We start from the raw sequence: 20,508 nt of genomic DNA, 5'->3' as shown, positions 1-20,508 counted from the left end.
ATTTTCTTGCCTCGTAATATAGCTATTGTTGTGACTGATCCCAACGGATAGTGCCGTCGCTTTGTATAATGCCAGTGCCATAAAGCTCGTGATTTTTGTCGTAAACCGTTACGGCCTGACCGCCGAAAACTTCTTGATAGCAATACAACGTAATGTCACCGTTCCCATCTACCTGCATGGTAAATGGATCATTCGCGACAGTATCTGGCACAAATTCGATAAAAGCGTCGCCCAAAGCACTTCCGAGTTTTATGTTGTAATATTCCCAGATACGACTCAGCAGACTGCCTACAGGCAAAGCAAGGGCAACCTTGCCAGACGGCCCCTGATAATAATAGGCCGACTGAAAAGTGGTCAGGAACGGAGTGTACGTTGTTTTGATAGCATAAGCGTCATATTGTGGGGCATCGAATTCGACGTACCAGTTTTTACTGTCGTCAGTATATATATTGGTTACAGTCGCGTATTTGTCTGATGTCGCTGTAAACAACCTGGAAACTTCTACGATCGGCGGATCCCCTCCTGTTGCCAGATCGGTGGAAGCTGCTCCAGTTGCGCCCTGAATACATTGTTCAGGGATAATGAAGTCTGTGTCCGCGTACAGTCGAGGTGCCAGAAAAATAAAAACAATGGCTGATAATACTAGGTAGCGGTTCATTTGAATGTCACCCCCCAGTATATCGCCATATGATCGGATACATTCTGCCGCCAACCGAGCCCGGACAGGCTGTTGGTGGTGAAGTAACAAGTGGCATCACCCGTCAGGGAGACGCCGGTTATTACGAGGTGATCATAAGGACTGGAAGGAGCCCCCTTGGTGGTCAGGCTGGTCGGATCATTATCCGGGCAAGCCTCCGGAGCGGTTGTTGGGTTCGCTACTGGATCCACCCATTTAAAGCCTGTCTGATAGACGTTTTTCTTGTTGGTCACCGCGAGATTCCAGTCGCCGCCGATTATCACTGGAAAGCCTTTGGGCGGAACCGTTATTGTTCCGTAGGTCGTTGTGGTAAGGCTCTTGAAAAACGCACCCGCTGCCGTGGCTTCGTCCTGACGTGGTTTCACCGTCTTACCGAAAACAGAATGGATGTTAGCAAACCATGCATATTTATCTGCCTTACCCGTCACCTTTACTTTTGTGAGTATCGCGTAGGGAGGGCGACTGAACGAAGCGCTTGACGCATTGATGTAGGCGATTACTGTTATTTTGCTGGATTTATAAACATAGCAGTAAGCCTCCTTGTAAGAGCTTGCCCCCTTCATCACCGAGCAATCTTGCTGAATGCCGGTACCCAGGCCAGTACAGGGTACGGACGTTTGCATTGTCTCTTGTAAAAATAATATATCCACTGTGGCCATTAGCACTTTTATTTGGTCACATTTGCTCTTTGTGGTCGCCGTCGTTCCCCACCCAAGATGCAACGCATTCAAGGAGCCGACCGTCAGATCAGCTGCACGTGCGTTGGCGATCAAGAAAAGCGCAACAACCCAGGCCGAGAGGAAAACGCTCATCTGCCGAAGCATAATTCCACCCCTTTCAGGTGATGTTTATAGAGTCGCCCTTGAGAAGTGGCGCGTCATACTGATCCCCAGCTTTACCCGAATAGATCGGAGGCTGTGCCGAATTGCTCGGAAGAAAGATAAAGTTGGCTTGATAGTACTTGGTGGTCGCCGCGGCGCTGGGCGCGCCAGTGTTCTGAAGTCGTCGGTTCATGCCGAGGTTCAAGTCGGAATTTATATTGTTGCTGTTCCTGTATTGGGCCGATGTCGGGTCGGCATATTCCGCAACCAGGTTTTTGATCGTGGTCCCTAATGGAACGGACATCGGATTGCCGTTCAGAAGCACTGTAATTTCGGGAACCAGCATGACCCTGCTGGTAAAGCTGATGCTTACAATCGGGTTTCCGCTTGCCTGCTTGCCGCAGCCGGTCCCGCCATTGAGAATGTCGGTAGTGGCGGCTTCGAGATCGGCAAATGTGTCGGCTCCGATTAACCACGAGCTGAGCTGTTGCTGCGGGCCGCTATTATCCAGTGAGGCGGAACCGGTGATTATCGTCGGGAGAATCACTCTGAGATGGCGCCGGGCATTGCCCCCAAGGCACAGATCGAGCGGCCCCGCGGCCAGTATCGGGCAGGTCGACGCTGGATTGGTCCCGTATCCCGGAGCGAAGGCGCCAGCAAAAGCATCCAGCGCGAGAGAAATATCAGGTCTTTGAACCACGCGAAGCCGGCTGGTACCGGTGTTGGCGAAGGCATTGAATCCATAGCCAGGCCCGCCGGGTGGGTCGCAGTATTGGTAACCTGCCCATTCAACTCGCAAGTTCATTCCTGGGGCAAGGTCGACGAGTTGGTTGACCGGATCGAAACTATAGAGGTACGGGAGAACCTCGTCGATCCGAAGAGGCATGGATAACGCAACACGATTGAGTAGCGTCACAGCTGCACCGGGTAGAAGTCCGCCACTTGTCGATGTGGCAGGCACTTCGAGTGCTTCAACCTGCTGGCGAAACTGTTTGAAAGCCGCAAGCATTTGGGTCCGAATCGTTGGATCCTGGCTATATACCGACGCAGCGGTCACGCTGATCAATGCAAGAAACGTCGTACTCGAGTAACTCGATTGCACAAACGAGAGTGTGAACACCGAGTTCTGGGAACTGGTGATGCCCGGTGTTGCCACCGTTGTATTGGGCGCACACACCGAGATGACGTAGATCAACAGTGGCTTGGTATAATCCGGCGTCCCCGCCGTTATAGGTGGAATCAGAAACGGCCCCTCGATTCCACTGGATACAGTCGGGGGCAGCGCGTTCGAAAAACTATAAGAGCTGGTAGCCATTCGCGTACCTTTCCCTGCTCAACTGCTGATATTAGTGATGAGATATTGAGCTGTTGGACTCAGCGTCCCGGCATTGATGCTGCTACATTGTGCCGTGAGGGTATCGCTGGTGACCGATACGTTTACCGTCAAGGCAGCCCCCTGTTTTCGTTCCCAGGAGACAACTAGCGATCCACCATTGGCGGGCAAGAAGGAAATACTTCCGCCAACAGCAGAGAAGGCATTGACTGCCGCATTGAAGTAAGTAAGCGCACCTGCGGGAGCGAGAATCGTGTTCGGCAGGGGGATGCCGTTCCCATCCTGAGGAACCCAGCTTCCATAGGTCAGCACTCCAACCGTCAGCGTTAAAGCGGTGTCACTTGAATTCTGAATTGCAACTTGAACGACATAGACATCGTTCGCTTGCTCAGCCAGCATGAGACTGACCCTCCCCGTAGCGCAGAAAGGGCTGACACTTCGGTGCCAGCCCTTTCTTGTTCAGAGACGATCAGTAGTCGCCGTTCTTGACTGAGGCTACGAACTTAGTGCTCGTACTCGCATTGGTGATGATCACTTGCTGAGTGGGGTTGTTGGTTTGGGCGTTGATAATCTGGTAAGTGACAGCCAGGTCGGTCGCCGTGTTGTTCACACTGCCGGAGACCGGGGAGCCCGACGGCCAACTCCAGACCGGAGTGATGCTGCCCCCAGCGGCAGGTGTCAGTAGGATCTGACCTCCGAGCGCCGTCAGGGTGTTAGATACACCGTTAACGTAGGATTGCTGGGTCGTTGCTTCAATCACTGTGCCGGGAACCGGTGCCGACGCCCACTCTCCACCCGTCAGAAGGCCGTAGTTGACAGTAATATCAGCACCGCTTGCATTGAAGATTTCGATGGTAAGGGAACGTACGAATGTGCTCATCCTTGGCCTTCCATTTGGTAGTTTAGCTGCATGTCATATGCGAATCTGAGGCTAGTAAACAGGGGCATATTGCGCAAGCTAATCCAAAGAAATTTTTAGGCTCGTTCAGCCCCCCTATATAGCGTGCCCAGTGAACGGTCATTTCAGTGATTGGATTTTCTTGCTCCGCCAGAGTTGGGCGTCGCGAAATGCTGCAGTAAAGCGACTGTAGCTATCAGATAGGTGCCGACTGTAGCTAACGCCATCTAAGCCCTTCAATTACCGTCATGGCTCAACCCCAAGGAGTGATGTCCATGCCGGATGCCGCCAATCTTTATCTGTTCGTGATCGCCGCCCTGCTTCTGCTGATCGTTCCGGGCCCGAACATGGCTTTTGTCACCAGCCATGCCTTGGCCCACGGTTGGCGTGGAGGTTTCGCTGCCGCCCTCGGCATTTCCTTCTCGGACCTGCTGATGACGCTCATGGTCAGCGCCGGTATTGGCGCCCTGGTAATGAGCTGGGCACCGGCGTTCGAGCTGCTGCGTCTGGCCGGGGCCGCTTATCTGCTATGGCTTGCCTGGCAAGCGCTGAGAACACCCGCGCTGCCCACGGCCACTCAACCTCAGATGACGTCCTTTTGGAGAATCTTCGGCCGAGGTGCCCTAAACAGCCTGTTGAATCCCAAGGCGCTTCTTTTCTTCATGGTGTTCCTGCCTCAGTTCGTCACTGTAAAGGCCGGCAACATCAGTCTCCAACTGGTATTCCTTGGCGTGTTGCTGGCGCTGATTGCACTCATCTTCCATAGCGTACTTGGAGTCTGTGCCGGTCAACTGAGAGGAAAACTGGCAGGCGGCGGAATCTCGAAGCGTCTGGGGACGTACGGCTTTGCCACAGTCATGACAGCGTTGGCGGCGCGCTTGTTGTTTCTTGACCGCCCGCTTTGATCATGGGAACACTCCGCAGCCCGTTGTTCTATCCTCTAGTCCAACGTCCTCCGGAGCCAGATCATGCCAGCCGCCGAATCCACCCTCCTCCAAAGCTGGCACTACAACGCCCAGTCCTGGATCGAAGCCATCCGCACGGGCGCCATCGAAAGCCGCCGGACGGTCACGGACCAGGCAATCCTGCTGGCGGTGCTAAGTCGCCAGCCCGAGCGCGTACTCGATCTGGGCTGCGGTGAAGGCTGGTTACTGCGGGCCCTGACTGATCGTTCCATCGAGGCGGTCGGCGTGGATGGTGATGCGACGCTTGTAGATGCGGCGCGGGCAGCGGGCTCCTCGCCGGTGCATTTGGCGAGCTATGAAGCGTTGGTGGAAACGCAGGTGGATATCGGCAACGGCTACAACCTGATCTGTGCCAATTTCGCCCTGTTGCATCAGGACATCATCCCCTTGCTCGCCGCCATGAACGCCCTGCTCGCCCCAGGCGGCGCGCTGGTGATCCAGACGCTGCATCCATGGACCGTGGCAGCAGGTGATTATCAGGACGGTTGGCGGGAGGAGACCTTCGCCGGGTTCGCCGGTCAGTGGCACTCCATGCCTTGGTACTTTCGCACCTTGTCCAGTTGGCTCAATGCCTTGGACATGGCCGGTTTTCATCTGGTCGGCCTGCAGGAACCGCAACACCCGCAGAGTCCCGTGCCGCAATCGCTGCTGTTGGTGGCTGAACCGACAAAGTGCCTCAGGTCCGAAACTGAGCAACCGCCTCACGCAACTCATGCTCCAGGTTCGCCAGATCACCACACGCCAGCAACACTTGCTGATTAACCCCCGCGCAGTGCTCGGCTTCGTTTCGCACCTGCATGACATTGCGGCTCACCTCCTCGGCCACAACGCTCTGCTGTTGCGCGCTGGCGGCGTTCTGCTGGTTCATCTGCTCGATTGTCGACACCGCTCCGGCAATTCCGCCCAGCGCAGTGCTTACCTGATCGGCAAGCGACACCGTGTCCGCCATCAAACGCCCGCACCCCTGGATCTGCTCGACGCTGTGCCGGGAGAGATGCTGTAAACCGGCGATCAGCGTCTCAATCGTGTGAGTCGACTCCTGGGTACGCCGCGCCAGCGCCCGCACCTCATCGGCGACCACGGCAAAACCACGCCCCTGGTCCCCCGCCCGAGCGGCTTCGATGGCAGCATTGAGTGCAAGCAGGTTGGTCTGCTCGGCGACCGAGGTAATCACATCGACAACGCTACCGATGCTCTCGACCTGCTGCTGCAAGGAGTGGATGGCCTGCTCGGAACGCACCATCTCTGCCGCTAAGCGATCGATTTGCTCACTGGCGCGTTGCACGATCTGCTCACCACGGCGCGCCTGGTGATCAGCCTCGTCGGCAGCTTTCGAGGCCTGCTCGGCATTCTGCGCCACTTGCTGAACAGTGAGGGTCATCTGTTGCATGGCGGTGGCCGCGTGCTCTGTTTCGATCTTCTGGCGTTGGGCAGCGCCATGACTCTGCGTACTGAATGCGCTCAGGGTCGCGGTCGTTTGCCCAAGGCCGGTAACGCTCAATCCGATGCGCGCTACCAACTGGCGCAGATTGGCCGTCATCTCCCCCACCGCCACCATCAACTGCCCCAACTCGTCCCGCCGCGCCGTCGTACTTTGGGCCGCTGCGCTCAGGTCGCCATGGGCAATACGCCGGGCGGTCTGCAACGCTTCGCGCAGAGGCACAACGATCAGATGCCGGATAATCAAAGAGGCCAACAACGCCAGGACGACGATCACCACGGCCCCCACTGCCTGCAGACGCATGACGGAATGGCCTCGTTCGCCCATCTGTACCTGCCTGTCGGCGGCAGCCTGTTCGACCTGACTCAGTACGGTTTGCGCCTGGACGTCCATCTGCACGGCAGTCTGCTTGCTTAATGAACGGCTATCGCGATAGCGGGCAAACGCCTTGCGGTATTCGACCAAAGCCGCCTTGGCCGCCGCCAGGGACGCTTCAGAGTTCTCATCCACCCGGCCCTGAAGCAGCTCCAGGGCGTTGCTCATTTCCTCCACCAACTCGTCCCAGCGTTGGAGAGCGGCAGGCTGCCCCTCGCCCACATAAAGGAACTCGTTATTGCGAGCGACCAACAGCTTTCGCTGCAGTGCCGAGGCCTGTTCCGCCAGACTCAGTGGATCACCCTCCTGGGCCTGGCCACTGCTCAATACATCGCGTACCTGGTCGTACATATCCAGTTCGACCGTCTCGAACTGCAGGCGGGCCTGCTCGGCCTGTTCCTGCATATGACGCAACGCCTGCGCTGCCAGGCGTTGGTGATCGACAAAATGGACGAACTGGCCTTGGTAATCGTCGATGGATTGCTGCATGGCGGCCAGCAAGGGTACATCGTCCGCGGATGCCTGGGCCTTTACCTCGTGGAGCCGAGCGCCGAGTGCGCCTATCAGCGCCTTGACCTCTTGCATCGCCAAGGGCTGGGGATCGAGTGCATAGGTTTTCTCGGCGTTGCGCATCTGCAGCGTCAGGTGATTGATCTCCACCATGGCGCTGACCTGGCGGCTGTGTTCAAGCAAGCTGGCGGTTGCATATAAGCCCTGGGCAATCGCGGCCACCGCGAGCAAGGACACCAGGCCGAAACCGAGCAGCAGTTTTTGCCCCACCGAAGAGTCGGCGAGCAGTCGGGCAGATTTCTTCAGCATTATTCTTATCCTTATGCCTGAAGCGAATTCAGCAGCAGTGTCGGCCTGCCCAGGCCAGGCAAGCCGCATTGGCTTGCCTGGCCAGAATCCATGGTTGTCAGCGCGCCGCGAGTCAGCCCTCCCCGACCGGCTGCAACGCGCTGGCAACCTCAGGCTTTTTTGCGAACAACCGTTTCGGCAACAGGAAGTACGCCAACGCAGGCAGAAGGATCAGGGCGCCGAGCATGTTCACCAGGAACATGAAGGCCAACAGGATGCCCATGTCGGCCTGGAACTTGATCGGCGAGAAAGCCCAGGTGGCCACGGCGATGGCCAGGCTGATACCAGTCAGTAGAACCACCTTGCCGGTGAACAACAGCGCGCGGTAATAGGCTTCGGACAGCGAGGCCCCGGCGCGCATGTGCGTCAGGATCACGCTCAGCACGTAGAGCGCATAATCGACGCCGATGCCCACTCCAAGGGCGATCACTGGCAAGGTCGCCACCTTGACACCCATGCCCAGGCCGACCATCAGCGCCTCGCAGAGGATCGAGGTGAGCATCAGCGGCAGTACCGCCGCGAGCACCGCACGCCAGGAACGGAACGTCACCCAGCACAGCAGGATCACAGCCCCGTAGACCCAGAACAGCATCTCGCGCATGGCCTTCTTCACCACGATATTGGTCGCCGCCTCGATTCCGGCGCTCCCCGCGGCGAGCATGAACTTCACCTCCGGCAGTTGCTGCTGGGCGATAAACGCTTCGCTGGCCTGCACGACCCGCTCCAGGGTTTCGGCCTTATGGTCGGCCAGATAGACGTAGAGCGAGAGCAGTGAACAGCCCTGGTTGAACAACTCCCGTGGCGCACGTGTCTGTACCGCGCCGAGGGCACCGTCGTTGGGGATCAACTCGTACCACTTGAAGTTGCCCTCGTTATAACCGGCGGCGGCGATCTTGCTCAGGGCCGCCATGGAGTTGGTCGACTCGACGCCGGGCAATTGCTCGAGCTGCCAGGCCAGCGAGTCCACCGCCGCCAGGGTCGTGTAACGGGTGCACTGATCTTCCGGAGTCTTGACCATGACCACGAAAATGTCCGAACTGGCCGCGTAGTTTTGCGTCATGAAAGCCGCATCGCGGTTGTAGCGTGAGTCGGGACGCAGCTCCGGAGCACCGGGGTCAAGGTCGCCGATTTTCAAGTGCAGGCTGACGGCGAAACCGCCGACCGCCAGGACCAGGCCGAAAAGGCACGCCACATAGGCCCAGGAACGGCGGGTGAACAGATCGAGAAAACTCCAGAGCGGATGTTTGACATTCGCTTTCAGCTCGGCGGTTTCCGCCCGCAAGCTGCGCTCGGCCGCCTTGGCGCCGACGCCGATATAGCTGAGCAGAATGGGCAACAGAATCAGGTTGGTGAAGATCAGCACCGCCACGCCGATACTCGCGGTGATCGCCAGGTCCTGGATCACCCGGATCTTGATCACCATCAGCACGGCGAAGCCCACCGCATCGCAGAGCAACGCGGTCATGCCCGCGGCGAACAGACGACGGAAGGTATAGCGCGCGGCAACCACCCGGTGAGTGCCTCGACCGATGTCCTGCATGATGCCGTTCATCTTCTGCGCGCCGTGGCTCATGCCGATGGCAAACACCAGGAACGGCACCAGCGCCGAGTAAGGGTCAAGGTCGTAACCGAGAGTGGCGAGCAGGCCTATCTGCCAGAGCACCGCCACCAGGGAGCAGAGCACCACCAGCGAGGTGCTGCGCGCACAACGGGTGTACCAGTAGAGCACTGCCACGGTGACCAGCACGGCCACCACAAAGAACAGCATGACCTGCATCAATCCAGCGATCAGGTCGCCGATGATCTTGGTGAATCCGGTGATATGGATCTGGATTCGATCGTTCTGATACTTGTCGCGCAAGGCCTCCAGTTGCCGCGAGAACTCGCCCGCGTCCAATACCTTGCCGGTCACCGGATTGATTTCCAGCAGCGGTACGAAGATCACGCTGGACTGGAAATTGCCGGCCACCAGTTGGCCGATCTCGCCGGAGCGAGCCACGTTGGTCCGCACCTGCTCAAGACTGGCCGCGGAACCGTCGTAGGCGTCCGGGATCACCGTGCCGCCATCGAGCCCCTCCTCCGTTACCGCAGTCCAGCGTGTAGTCGGCGTCCAGAGCGACTTCATATAGGGTTTGTCGACGCCTGGCAGCAGATAGATCTCGTCGTTGAGCTTGGCCAGGACGTCGAGGTAGTCCTTGTCGAAGATGCTGCCGTCCTTGATCTCCACGGCGATGCGAATCGAGTTGCCCAGGCCGCTCAGTTCGCTGCGCCGCTCAAGAAAGTTGGCGACGTAAGGGTGAGACGCCGGGATGGTTTTCTCAAAACTGGCGTTGAGCCCGATCTTGCTGGCCTGGAAGCCCAGTACCAAGGTCGCCAGCAAGCAGAGCAGAATCACCCAAGGTCGGTGATTGAAGATCGCCCGCTCACCCAGATTGCCGGAGCGCGGATCGAAATCCTCCAGGCGGGCGATCACCACTTGCTGTTCGAGGGAGGGATTATGGTCGTTCACTTCGGACTCCAAATACGGCCGTGTAGGGCTCGAGCAGGTTGTTTCAGCGTTGGGCCGAGGAAAGGTCGTGTTTGAGACGGGTCAGGCCGCTCAGGCCGACGCAGATCAAACTGCCGTCTGGGGCCGCCACCAGGCCGGCAACCGAGCTGCCGACCGGGGCTGTCAGGTGGCGGAAACTGCTTCCCCGGTCAGGGCTCAGCAGCAGATCGCCGGCCTGGCTGGCCAGAAGCAACGCCCCATCAGTCAATTTGGTTGCGGCGGACAAGGCCACCTCCAGGCCGGTTTCGATGCGCCGCCAATGGGTGCCCTGGTCTCCCGACCAATAAGCGTTGCCGCGCAGACCGAAGACCACCAACTCTCCGCTCGCACTACCCTGCAAACCGAAGAAACTGCCGTCATAGGGCGACTCGAGCGCCTGGAAACTCCGCCCATTGTCGCTGGAGCGCAGCAGCAGGCCGCGTTCACCGACGATGAACAGCGCGTCGCCAGCGGCGCGAATGCCGTACAGATTGAGGCCCTCGGGGTTATCCACCTGCTGCATCCACGGCTGCCAGCTATCGCCACCGTCCACGGTGCGCAGGATCAGGCCATAGGCACCGACGACATAGCCGTTACGGCGGTCGCTGAAATACAGGTCGAGAAATGGCTTGTCCGGGCCATCGGCAACCAGCCGTTCGGCGTCCTTGAGCTGCTTGGCGTCGTCGCCTCTTTGAGCCGAGATCAGCGCCAACTGCGCAGCGGCGACACCATCGAGTTGCTTGAGCCAGGTTTCGCCACCGTCCGAGCTGTGAAGAATCACGCCCATATGGCCGACCGCCCAGCCCTGCTCGGCATCAACGAACTGCACCGCCGTCAGGCTGACGCTTACCGGTACGCGGGCCTGGCGCCAACGCTTGCCGGAGTCATCAGAGAGCAGGATGATGCCCCGCTCGCCGATTGCTACCAGCCGTTCGCCGGCACGGGTTACCGCCAGCAGCACCGCATGCTCTGCTTTGGCACTCTGCAGTGCCGCCTGGTCGAGCAGGGAAATCCGCGGGCTTGCCGCCGCCCAGTTCGGTACCAGCAGCGCCGCCAGCATCAAGGTCGCCGGCAGCACCCTCGTGAGTGAAAAGTTACCGATCATGTCTGCTCCAACCACCCATAAGAGTTATCCAAACACCCATCACACCACGCGCCGAAACCTGGGCCTCGGCGCCCTGGTCAATCCTTTAGCGCATGCTGTCGCTGGCCATGGCATCAGGGGTGAAGAACGCGGACGGTGGACGCGGATAGCTCTGGTACTGCACATCCAGGTCATTGGCCGAGGAGTTCAGGAAGTAGGCACCGGTTTCCAGGTTGTAGCTGCCCCACATCATTTGAGCTGTCAGCGCAGGCATTTCTGGCGCCAGCAGCGTCAGCGAATAGTTATGCCGCCCCAACTTGCCTTGAGCGTCATAGCCATCGAGCAGCAGCACTTGCCAGGAGTCCTCGTCCACGTAATAGGTGCGCTTGGGCACCACGTGACGCTTGCCGTCCTTGAGCGTGGCGCTCACGACCCATACCCGATGCTTCTCCCAACGCACCAGATCCGGGTTGAGGAAGCCTGGCTTGACCAACTCGTCGCTGCTTGCCGCTGCCGCGCGATTGTTGTTGTAGGGCACCAGCAACTCTTTCTTGCCAACCAGCTTGAGGTCGTGACGGTCGGTCGGGCCGAAGATCATGAAGGCCTCGTCGAAGAAACCGACGCCCGAGGTGACGAAGTCCGGCGTGTCATAGGCAATGTTCGGCGCACGCCGTACCCGACGCTGGCCGACCAGGTACTGCCAGGCGGCACGTTTGCCGGGGTCCATGTCCCAGTGGGTCATCAGCCCCTCGCCGGCCTTGGAGGACGGTAGCTCCGTGGCCAGCTTGCCGACCAGAAACTTACCGTCGAAGGTCTCCAGGCTACCCTCTTTGAAGTAGTAGGGGTGCTGGTACCAGAAACGTGCGCGGGTGGCCTGGATCTTCTTGCCGCCGGCGGTCATCAGCCAGGTGTCAAAAGGTGCATAGAAGGTATCGCCGCCCTGCCAGGACAGCCGGTAGTTCCACAACACCTCGGCACCGTTTTGCGGCAGTGGGAACGGAATCCCGCCATAGGCGCCGCTGACCTTTTCGGAGGCCACATCGAGGGTGGCACGGGTCGCGTTCTTCAGGGTGTTGTCATACACCCACTGGGGCGCTGCGGCACTGCGCCGGGTCGGATAGACGTCCAGGCGGTAGGCCGGATACTTCTGCAGCAGGGCCTTGGTCCCCTCGGCCAACTGGTCAGCGTACTGGGCCATGTTGGAGGCACTGACCGAGTACAGGGGTTTGTCGGCGGCGAATGGATCGGCACGCTTGTCGCCATTCTTGTAGCCTGCCGGCGCTTTGGTGTAGCCCCCCGTCCATTCAGGAATGCTGCCGTCTTTGTTGCCGGCGCGCTCGGCGCCCAGCGGCGTAAGATCGGTGTTAAGCCGTGCGGCCTGCTCTGGGGAAACCGCCGCCTGCACCAGGCCGGCGCTCAACAAGGCAATGGCCAAGGCCGAAATACGCAAGGAAAATTTGCTTTGCATAGCGGATGAAACCTCTTATTAGAATGTGGTTTTCACGTACATGGAGACGAAGTCACGGTCGGCCAGCGATTGCCCGTAGCTGAAGTTGCCGTCTTCGCGCAGCCCTGCCGCCGTCTTGCCGAAGAAGTTCACGTAATTGATGCCGAAGTCCCAGCGCTGCAGGTAGGTGGCCTTGAGGCCGACACTCCAGTCGCCGGCGTGGGTATTGCCAAAACCGGCCTTGCTGACCGCTGAGGAACGCCCATCGAGCACCACGCCAAAACCCATCGGTACGGTCAGGTCGAGGCCATCAGCCACCTGGAAGTAAGCCGGTTCGGCCAGCACGCGCAGTGCAGTGGCGTCACGGGTGGTGTTGGAGTCCAATGCCGCGCGGTTCTCGGTGACGCTGAGGGTGCGGTTCCAGGCCAGTTCGGCGAGTACCGAGCCACCGTCCCAAAGCGCGCCAGGCGACAGCAGGTAGATGGTCGAGAGGTTAACGTGGGCGGTCTTGCCCTTGGCGTAGAGCGCGTCGCCGCTGTTGTCCGCGGCCATGCCAGGCGTCACCACCTGCAGGTTGCTCACCAATGGGGCATCCCAACGCACCGAGGTCTCGCCGGCGAAGTTGAACGGGCCGTGAGCGGTAGAGAAGCTGACCCCGACGGTCTTGATGTCTTCGGCGTAGACCTGGCGGTAAGAGCCGAGGATCGGCAGCCCGGTGGCGGCCGCCGCCGCACCGTCCAGGTAGGCATAGAGCGCGCTAGGGGCCTTGTCGTGGTACTTGGCGGCGTAAAAGCCCAGTTCCAGTTCGGTGCCTTCCGGCTTGTAGCGCAGTTGCATGCCGCCCTGCCCGGAATTTTTGGCCTCGATATCGGAGGCATGGACGGTGGTGTTGCCAAACACTTCAGTCCAATCGCCCGAACCTTTGCCGATGCCATCGTTATCGCTCAGGTAGCTGCCCGCCCCTGGCAGGTTCGAACGCTCCCATTCGAACTGATAATAGGCACCCACGGACAACTGCGGGTTGATCTGCAATTGCCCGGACACTTGATTGACCGGACGCAGGATTTCCTTGAACTGGGTACCCGGTACGCTGAGCAGCTTGACGATGTCGCTAGGCCCCTGGGCGGCGGCGATACCATTGCCACCGTAGAACAGGCTTTCACCATAGATCAGGCTATGCCGGCCGAGGCGCACGGTGCCCTGGCTCGACTCGCCGACATCACCACGCACGAACACGAAGGCATCCAACAACTCGGCGTCACGCCCGTGCAATTCGCGAGTATCGTCGAGAAAATCCCGCTGTTCGCTGCTGTCGGTGTCCTTGTTATAGACATCGTCGTACCAGGCCGCGCCGCTGAGGCGCAGGCCGTAGTTTTCTCGACTCAGGTCCATTTCACTGAACAGATCCAGGCGGTTGGAGACCAGGCCGCTGCTGAAGTTTTTGTCGCCCTGACTTTGTATCGAGGGATACAAGCCGCCTGCCGTGGGGGCGTTGACCAGGTTGTTGTCAGCGCCTTTGAGTCGCCAGGCCTGGCTGTACTTGATGGTGTTGTCCCAACGCAAACGCCATTCACTGTCGCCCAAATCTATTTGCGCGGCCTGGGACTGGGTGGCCCAGCTCGCCAGACAAACCGAGAGCGCCATGGCGGAACGCTTGAAGCCTGGATAGCAACGAGAGTTATGCATGTTGTTCCTCATTATTCTTGTTGTTGGAAGCATGTTTTATGAGCCGACCGTTCGCTCGAAAACGACCGGCAGTGAGTTGCACGAAAAAGCGTTGGCTTAAGGTTCCTCGTTCAGACGTAAGTGGATGCCAGGCCGCCATCGACGGGCAGATTGATGCCATTGACCCAGCGAGATTCGTCGGCGCACAGAAAGGCAATAGCGCCCGCCACCTCGTCGGCGTAGGCCGGGCGCTTCATGCGATGGGCGTCAGCGTCGATGCGCTCTTTACCGAGCATGGCGACGAAATCACCCAGGATGGGGGTGAACACCGGCCCAGGTGCCACGCAGTTCATACGCACCGAGGTCTGCATAAACCATGGCTGGGCCTGCAGGGCGTTCCAGACGATCAAGGCTTCTTTGAAATACTGGTAGCAGCTTTCCCGGGGTACCGGGTGCTCGGCCAGCCAGGCCTGGCCGTCAGCAAAACTATCGGTACGGGCCAGCGCCTTGTGCAGATCCACCCGCTGTGGCCACTCCGCGCCAAGGATCGAAGCCACGTTGACGATGCTGCCACCGGCCTGGATGCGTGGCAGCACCGCTGCGCAGAGATGGCGCAGCCCCAGGTAGTTGACCTGGGCAACCCGTTGTGGATCGGCGGTGCCCGGCACCCCGGCGATATTGCAGAGGCCGTCGATGGTGTCCGGCAGTTGCTGCACCGCCGCGTCGATGGCGTCTGGGTGGCTGAGATCAGCCTGGATGAAATGATCCAGGCTCAGGTGGGGTTCATTGCGATCCATGCCGATGACGATGGCGCCGTGGGCACGCAGGATTCGAGCTGTTTCAGCGCCGATGCCCGAGGAGACCCCGGTCACGACGATCCTTTTATTAGTCAGCTTCATACGGGTTCCCCGATTCACGCTTGTGCTGCCTCACGAAAGCGACAACCAAGCCATATTGTTATTGCCGAATTAGTTAATATCGGTAACTAGTTGTAGCAAGCGATATGCCATCTCTTGGCAATGACAAGGCAACCGCTCAAGCACGGGGCATTCAGCCGACATAGGGATAAAAGGCGTGAAGCGAGTGGGATGGAGGGCTTCAGAAAAGTGATGATTTCAGTAATTTCATGCTGCACTATGCAGATTATGATTACTCAAATTAAGGGTTTCTTATGGCAGACAAGCTGATTTCCCTGGCCGAACTCTCCCGTGGAGCACAAAAGAAACCCGGGCGTGGCGCCAGCGAGCAATTGCCACCCGGCGCTGCCCCCACCCTGCAAGACCTGACCGAATGCCTGCTGTTCAGCCCCGGCGATGGGCGCATCTGGTTGAATGGCGCACGCATGCTGCTGATGCACAACAGCGGTATCGGTGCGCTACGCCGGGAACTGATTGAAAGCATGGGCCTGGCCCGCGCGCGCGGGATCATGCTGCGCACCGGCTACCATTGCGGCGCGCGGGACGCGGCACTGATCAAGGAACGCTTTCCCGAAGCCGACATCCTCGCGCTGTTTGCCGCCGGCCCGATCATCCATGCGCTTGAGGGCGCGGTGAAGGTCGAGCCTGTGCACTTCGAATTCGACATGAATCTGGGCACCTATTACGGCGAGTTCCTCTGGCACCACTCCAGCGAGGATGATGAGCACATCGCCCAATACGGCATCGGCACCGAGCCGGCCTGTTGGATGCAGACCGGCTACGCGATCGGGTACACCTCGGCGATGGTTGGGCGACTGATCCTCTACCGCGAGGTCGAATGCCGCTCCACTGGCTCCAGCATCTGCCGGTTGGTCGGAAAACCCGCCGAGGAATGGGAAGACGCCGAAGCGGATCTGGCCGACCTCAACGCCGAACCCTTCGTCAGCACCGGCGGGCGCAGCGTGTCGGCGGACAGCCGTAGCGATAAAGGTGCCCTGCCCGCTGGCCTGCAAGCGGATCCGACACCGGCGCAAGACACCGACATGGTCGGCATCTCTTCGGCCTTCAACGCCGCCTGTCACATGTTAAGGCGGGTCGCGCCGACCCAGGCGACGGTGCTGTTTACCGGTGAGTCGGGGGTCGGCAAGGAAGTGTTCGCCCGGATGCTGCATCGCATCAGCCCACGCCACGATGAGCCCTTCGTCGCCATCAACTGCGCGGCTATTCCGGAAAACCTGATGGAGTCGGAGCTGTTTGGTGTCGAGCGCGGAGCCTACACCGGTGCCACTCAATCGCGCGCTGGACGCTTCGAGCGCGCCGATGGCGGCACGTTGTTCCTCGACGAGATCGCCACCCTCAGCCTGGTGGCCCAGGGCAAGCTGCTCCGCGTACTCCAGGAAGGCGAGGTCGAGCGGGTTGGCGGCAGTCGTACCCTGAAAGTCGATGTACGGGTGGTCGCTGCGACCAACGTCGACCTGCGCGCCGCCGCCCAGCGTGGCGAGTTCCGTGAGGACCTGTTCTTCCGTCTGAACGTATTTCCGATTCACCTGCCGCCGCTGCGCGAACGCAAGGAAGACATCCCGCTGCTGATGACTCACTTCCTGCATCGCTTCACCCAGCGCCACGGTCGGCAGATCAGCGGCTTCACCCCGCGCACCGCCGACACCCTGCTGGCCTATGACTTTCCGGGCAATATTCGCGAGTTGCAGAACCTGGTGGAACGTGGCGTGATCAGCGCCCCGGATGGCGGCGCAATCGACCTGGCGCACCTGTTTACCAGCGGTGAACGCCTGGCCCTGCCGATGTTCTCCATCGGCACTCGCGGCCAACTGGCTGCCGCCCCGAATGACCAGGCACCCGTCCAGCGTCCGACTGCCGCGGCAGCCGACACAGGCGATGAAGCGATCCAGGCCCTGTTCGGCGGAAAGGATCTGAGTCGACTGTCGCTGCAAGAGATCGAGGACACCATGATTGACCACTGCCTGAGCGAGGTGAAAGGCAATGTCTCTGAAGCGGCCCGTCGGCTCGGCCTGACCCGCGCCCAGTTGTCCTATCGCCTGTCGCGCAGATCGGCGAGGGAGTAACGGTGTCGTCCGAGTGCGCTCAAGGCGCGGGCGCATGCTGGATAAAACAGCGACCGAACATGCCAATGGCCACTTCGACCCGCTGCTCGATCTGCTCGTCGGACCAGCTCTGTTGCACCCCGAGGGTGAAGAGCTTGAGCGGTTGGGAGATCAGCAGCGCATCGATCAATTCGATTGCCGCCTCGACATTCTCGTTTGCCAGCAACCCCTTGCCCGCCGCCTTGCCCAGCCAGCCACGCAACAGACTCAGGCAGCGCTCGGCGCCTTCCTGATACCAGATCCGGGCAATGCCCGGTGCATTCTCGCGCCCTTGTGCAGCCATGAGATAAAGACCCAGAGCCAATGGCGAGAGGGTCAGGCGCGCCCACAGGGTCAGGTACATGCGTAATTCGCTGAGCAGATCCTCGGCGCAGTCGATACCGCTTTCCAGTAGCAGTTCAAGGGTGGACAAGTCACGGGCCACCAACTGCGAGAGCAGCTCTTCCTTACTCGCCACCAGCAGATACACGGTCTTCTTCGAGATGCCGGCGGCGCGGGCGATGGCATCCATGGTGACGTTGGCGAAGTTGCCGCTGCCGAGCGCCTGCGCCGCCGCATCCAGCAGCAGACTCATCTGCTCCTCGCGGCTGCGCAGCGGCGGGCGACCGCGTTTGGCGGGCCGCGCAGTGATGTCAGGCATTACGAGCCCTGTTGATTGGCATGGTGCACGTGTCCCGGCGCTGATGCATTCGCAAAGGTGTCTAGCTTAACGCAATGGCCTGAAAACGCCTCACGCAGGGAGTCCTCGATGAGTTGCCAGGCCTCCTGCGCCGAGGCATCCGGCCCCAGGTGGGTGAACATATGGTCGCAACCTGGGAACATTTTTTCGTTTACCGGAACGCCGGCCTGACGCAGTTTCTCTGCATAGGCCTGCCCTTCAGCGCGCAGGATGTCGTACTCGGCGGTGATCAACGTGGTGGCGGGCATTCCCTGCAACGCCTCGACCGGCGCCAGCAACGGTGAGGCCAGTGGGTCGTGGGCATGGGCCGGATCACTCAGGTAGCAACTATTGAAGAAGCGCATCAGGCCAGTGCCGAGTAACGGCTTGTCGAGAGGCGAAAGCTTCAGCTCGGGATCCTGGGTAAAATTCAATGCCGCATAGTCGATGACCTGATGCACCACCCGCAACCGTTGGTGCCCCCGCGCCAGATTGGCCACGCCGGTAGCGAGGTTGCCCCCGGCGCTGTGCCCGCCGACGGCGATGCGTTGTGGGTCGATCCCCAGGGCCGTGGCCTGTCCGGCCAGCCACTCAAGCACCTCGAAGCTCTGTCGCAAGCCTGCGGGAAAGGGATGTTCGGGGGCCAGGACATAATCCAGATTGACCACCAGGCAACCGAGGTTGTGTGCCAGGCGACGGCAATAACTGTCGTCATGCTCCGGTACCCCGGCCACGAAACCGCCGCCATGCAGGTTCAGATAGACCGGCAGAGGTTCGCTGGACGGCGAATTGGGCCAATAGAACAGCGCCCGCGCCGGCCCCCAGGCCGTCGGGATGAGTTTCTCGTCGACCGCGCGCAGCGGATACTGCGCCGCGTCATAGGTGAACTTGCCTTTCATGCGCTTGGCAAAGGCGCGCAGCAGCTTGGCCTTGAGGGTTTGCATCGCGTTCATGGTCAAACTCCTTCGCGGCTCAAGCCGTCAGCAATTGATCCAGCAAGCCATGGATCATTGCGCCGTAGGGCGCGCGCATTGCCAGGTTCGACTCACCGATCGGGCTCTGCACCACCACCGCCTTGGCATGGCTGAAGGTACGGAAACCATAGACGCCGTGATAGGCCCCCATACCAGAGTGACCGACACCGCCGAACGGCAGCGCCTCGAACAGCACATGGCTCATGACGTCATTGATCACCACGCCGCCCGAAGTCGTTCGCTCCAGCACCTGCTGACGCTCAGCGGCGTCCTCGCCGAAATAATAGGCCGCCAACGGTCGTGGCTGGCTGTTGACGTAGTCGATCGCCGTAGCGAAATCGCGATAGGTCTTGATCGGCAACAGCGGGCCGAAGATTTCCTCGCGCAGCACCTGCATCTGCTCGTGGGTATCGAGCACCAGGGTCGGGGCAATCTTGCGAACCTCGCGATCGCTCAGATCCTCCTGGGCCGGGTTGATCTCGACCAGCCGCGCGCCTTTGGCGCGGGCATCGACGAGGTAACCCTGTAAACGGTCGAAATTACGCGGGTTGATGATAGAAGTGTAATCAGGGTTGCTACGCAAGGTGGGGTACATGGCACTGACAAAGCCTACGGCCTCGGCGACGAAGTCCTCCAACAACTCTTCCGGCAGCAGCACGTAGTCTGGAGCCAGGCAGATCTGCCCGGCGTTGAACGTCTTCACTGTCAGGACCCGCTGCACCACCGTGGCGAGGTCGGCGCTACGCGAGACCAGCACCGGTGACTTGCCGCCCAGCTCCAGGGTCACCGGCACCAGATTGTCCGAGGCTGCGCGCATGATGTGCCGGGCCACCGCGGTGCCCCCGGTAAAGATCAGATGGTCGAAGGGTTGCGCACTGAACAGCGCACCAACCTCAGCGCTACCCAACACCGTGGTGAGCTCACGGGCGTCGAAATAACGGGCAATCAGTTCGGCGATCAACGCCGAAGTGCGCGGGGTCAGTTCAGAGGGTTTGAGCATGGCCCGGTTACCGGCGGCAAAGATGCTTGCCAGTGGCCCGAAAGCCAGCACGATAGGGAAATTCCACGGACTGATGACACCCACCACGCCCACCGGCTGGTAGTCGACCCGCGCCTGGCAACCGGGGAACGGCGCCGGATGCGACTCTGATCGCATCCACTCGGCCAGGTGCTCGCGGCAATGCTTGAGGCTTGCCACGGAACCGGCGATATCGGACAGCAGCGTCTGCTCGCGGGCGCGATTACCGAAGTCCGCCGACACCGCGGCAACGATGGCTTCGCGGTTCTCCAGAAGCAGGGCAATTGCCCGGTCGAGGCGATCGTGGCGAAGTTCCAGGCTTGCGGGCCCCTCCTCCAGATGGGCCTGCTTCATTTGCGCGAGCGTTGTGGCGAGTTGTTCGGCGCTGACCGCCGCAGCTTGGTGACCGATGATGCTCATGGCGTGAATTCCTGCTGGTTGGATTGTTATTATTCAGCACTAATATTCGGCGAGCAGGCACCGAGGCAGACTCGCTGGAGGGAGTATGCCAAAAAAAACGCCAAAGGAAACCGTTAAGTTTCTTAATTTTTAGGCTCATAAAAGCCATCGATAGACGCAATATAAGGCGATATTGATAATCTCAGGCATAACGCCGGACCAATGCATTGCGACTCTGGAAGCTTAAGCAATTGCCGGAAATTCGCAAATGACTGAAAACTGATTAATTTAGTTAACCTGTTTGCCGG

General features: G+C 59.8%; 17 protein-coding genes and 1 pseudogene. 3 read left to right on the top strand and 15 right to left on the bottom strand.

The features are described 5' to 3' along the window. Nucleotides 1-22: 22 nt before the first annotated feature. The 5 genes from EPZ47_RS14625 to EPZ47_RS14605 all read right to left on the bottom strand — a co-directional run bounded on the left by EPZ47_RS14625 (nt 23) and on the right by EPZ47_RS14605 (nt 3,731). A complete protein-coding gene (locus tag EPZ47_RS14625; RefSeq protein WP_135845438.1) occupies nt 23-658 on the bottom strand; it encodes a hypothetical protein in 636 nt (211 codons plus the stop codon). Next, nucleotides 655-1,521 (bottom strand): exonuclease/endonuclease/phosphatase family protein, encoded by an 867-nt coding sequence (locus EPZ47_RS14620; RefSeq protein ID WP_116642570.1) that lies wholly within the window; start codon nt 1,519-1,521, stop codon nt 655-657. The genes EPZ47_RS14625 and EPZ47_RS14620 overlap by 4 nt, the downstream gene beginning before the upstream one ends. Nucleotides 1,522-1,534: 13 nt before the next feature. Further along, nucleotides 1,535-2,833, bottom strand: a complete 1,299-nt coding sequence (locus tag EPZ47_RS14615) for a hypothetical protein (protein WP_135845437.1) — start codon at nt 2,831-2,833, stop codon at nt 1,535-1,537. An 18-nt stretch (nt 2,834-2,851) separates the two neighbouring features. Continuing rightward, complete coding sequence (locus tag EPZ47_RS14610; RefSeq protein WP_135845436.1) at nt 2,852-3,250, bottom strand: hypothetical protein; 399 nt, start codon at nt 3,248-3,250, stop codon at nt 2,852-2,854. 70 nt (nt 3,251-3,320) lie between these two features. After that, nucleotides 3,321-3,731: a hypothetical protein gene (locus EPZ47_RS14605; RefSeq protein WP_116642573.1), complete on the bottom strand. Its 411-nt coding sequence runs from the start codon at nt 3,729-3,731 to the stop codon at nt 3,321-3,323. A 293-nt stretch (nt 3,732-4,024) separates the two neighbouring features. On the opposite strand from EPZ47_RS14605, the gene EPZ47_RS14600 reads away from it, so the two are divergent. Both EPZ47_RS14600 and EPZ47_RS14595 read left to right on the top strand, forming a co-directional pair. Beyond that, nucleotides 4,025-4,654 carry a LysE family translocator gene (locus EPZ47_RS14600; RefSeq protein WP_135845435.1) on the top strand — a complete coding sequence of 210 codons (630 nt, stop codon included), beginning with the start codon at nt 4,025-4,027 and terminating at the stop codon, nt 4,652-4,654. 63 nt (nt 4,655-4,717) lie between these two features. Beyond that, nucleotides 4,718-5,476 carry a class I SAM-dependent methyltransferase gene (locus EPZ47_RS14595; protein WP_135845434.1) on the top strand — a complete coding sequence of 253 codons (759 nt, stop codon included), beginning with the start codon at nt 4,718-4,720 and terminating at the stop codon, nt 5,474-5,476. On the opposite strand, the gene EPZ47_RS30805 is transcribed toward EPZ47_RS14595, so the two are convergent. From EPZ47_RS30805 to EPZ47_RS14565, 7 genes and pseudogenes are all read right to left on the bottom strand, one after another. Continuing rightward, nucleotides 5,391-6,254, bottom strand: coding sequence for a methyl-accepting chemotaxis protein (locus tag EPZ47_RS30805; protein WP_406550174.1), 864 nt, complete (start codon nt 6,252-6,254; stop codon nt 5,391-5,393). The two genes, EPZ47_RS14595 and EPZ47_RS30805, sit on opposite strands and share 86 nt — an antisense overlap. Further along, nucleotides 6,246-7,349 (bottom strand): annotated as a pseudogene (locus tag EPZ47_RS30800) (methyl-accepting chemotaxis protein); the annotation flags it as partial. The gene EPZ47_RS30805 and the pseudogene EPZ47_RS30800, both read right to left, overlap by 9 nt. 112 nt (nt 7,350-7,461) lie before the next feature. Further along, entirely contained in the window at nt 7,462-9,897 is a 2,436-nt protein-coding gene (locus EPZ47_RS14585) for an efflux RND transporter permease subunit (protein WP_135845432.1), read from the bottom strand. A 43-nt stretch (nt 9,898-9,940) separates the two neighbouring features. Next, nucleotides 9,941-11,020 (bottom strand): WD40/YVTN/BNR-like repeat-containing protein, encoded by a 1,080-nt coding sequence (locus EPZ47_RS14580; protein ID WP_135845431.1) that lies wholly within the window; start codon nt 11,018-11,020, stop codon nt 9,941-9,943. An 85-nt stretch (nt 11,021-11,105) separates the two neighbouring features. Then, on the bottom strand, nt 11,106-12,467 hold the full coding sequence (locus tag EPZ47_RS14575) for a DUF1329 domain-containing protein (RefSeq protein WP_135845430.1): 1,362 nt from the start codon (nt 12,465-12,467) through the stop codon (nt 11,106-11,108). Between the two features lie 18 nt (nt 12,468-12,485). Then, nucleotides 12,486-14,132 (bottom strand): DUF1302 domain-containing protein, encoded by a 1,647-nt coding sequence (locus EPZ47_RS14570; RefSeq protein ID WP_135845429.1) that lies wholly within the window; start codon nt 14,130-14,132, stop codon nt 12,486-12,488. Between the two features lie 110 nt (nt 14,133-14,242). Then, a complete protein-coding gene (locus tag EPZ47_RS14565; RefSeq protein ID WP_135845428.1) occupies nt 14,243-15,010 on the bottom strand; it encodes a coniferyl-alcohol dehydrogenase in 768 nt (255 codons plus the stop codon). Between the two features lie 272 nt (nt 15,011-15,282). Here EPZ47_RS14565 and EPZ47_RS14560 point away from each other — a divergent pair, with 272 nt between their 5' ends. Beyond that, on the top strand, nt 15,283-17,112 hold the full coding sequence (locus EPZ47_RS14560; protein ID WP_135845427.1) for a sigma-54-dependent Fis family transcriptional regulator: 1,830 nt from the start codon (nt 15,283-15,285) through the stop codon (nt 17,110-17,112). A 19-nt stretch (nt 17,113-17,131) separates the two neighbouring features. On the opposite strand, the gene EPZ47_RS14555 is transcribed toward EPZ47_RS14560, so the two are convergent. Genes EPZ47_RS14555 through EPZ47_RS14545 form a run of 3 tightly spaced genes read right to left on the bottom strand, consistent with a single transcriptional unit; the run spans nt 17,132 to nt 20,221 of the window. Next, nucleotides 17,132-17,791 carry a TetR/AcrR family transcriptional regulator gene (locus tag EPZ47_RS14555; protein ID WP_135845426.1) on the bottom strand — a complete coding sequence of 220 codons (660 nt, stop codon included), beginning with the start codon at nt 17,789-17,791 and terminating at the stop codon, nt 17,132-17,134. Next, nucleotides 17,791-18,762 carry an alpha/beta hydrolase gene (locus EPZ47_RS14550; RefSeq protein ID WP_135845425.1) on the bottom strand — a complete coding sequence of 324 codons (972 nt, stop codon included), beginning with the start codon at nt 18,760-18,762 and terminating at the stop codon, nt 17,791-17,793. Before EPZ47_RS14550 ends, EPZ47_RS14555 begins: the two co-directional genes overlap by 1 nt. 19 nt (nt 18,763-18,781) lie before the next feature. After that, nucleotides 18,782-20,221, bottom strand: a complete 1,440-nt coding sequence (locus tag EPZ47_RS14545) for a coniferyl aldehyde dehydrogenase (RefSeq protein WP_135845424.1) — start codon at nt 20,219-20,221, stop codon at nt 18,782-18,784. Nucleotides 20,222-20,508 lie beyond the last annotated feature (287 nt).

It is taken from the genome of Pseudomonas viciae, from assembly GCF_004786035.1.
In the GTDB taxonomy this organism is placed as follows: Bacteria; Pseudomonadota; Gammaproteobacteria; order Pseudomonadales; family Pseudomonadaceae; genus Aquipseudomonas; species Aquipseudomonas viciae.
The sequence above is the reverse complement of the archived record's forward strand: the minus strand, read 5'-3'. Positions and strand labels throughout refer to the sequence as shown.